The following is a 239-nucleotide window of genomic DNA, read 5'->3' as shown; positions in this document are numbered from 1 at the left end:
CAGGAACATAAAACCCATGACAACCTTTTAAAACGCAGATTTAGCCCAACGGCGCCCAACCAAGTCTGGACGGGCGATGTCACTTATATTCGCATTAAAGGCGGCTGGTGTTACCTAGCCGTTGTTTTAGACCTGTACGCCCGTCGTGTGGTGGGCTTTAGTGTCTCAGACTCACCCGATAGTATTCTGACAGGTAACGCTCTGAAAATGGCGTATCAGACGAGACTCAAACCAAGTGG

General features: G+C 49.4%; 1 protein-coding gene. It reads left to right on the top strand.

Annotation, left to right across the window (positions count from 1 at the left end; translation table 11 throughout):
* Positions 1-239, top strand: a 239-nt coding sequence (locus tag AAEY78_RS14865) for a DDE-type integrase/transposase/recombinase (RefSeq protein WP_352340253.1), incomplete at both ends; no start/stop codon positions are given.

It is taken from the genome of Psychrobacter sp. 16-MNA-CIBAN-0192 (assembly GCF_040309565.1).
GTDB lineage: Bacteria > Pseudomonadota > Gammaproteobacteria > Pseudomonadales > Moraxellaceae > Psychrobacter.
This window is presented reverse-complemented; position numbering and strand designations above follow the sequence as displayed.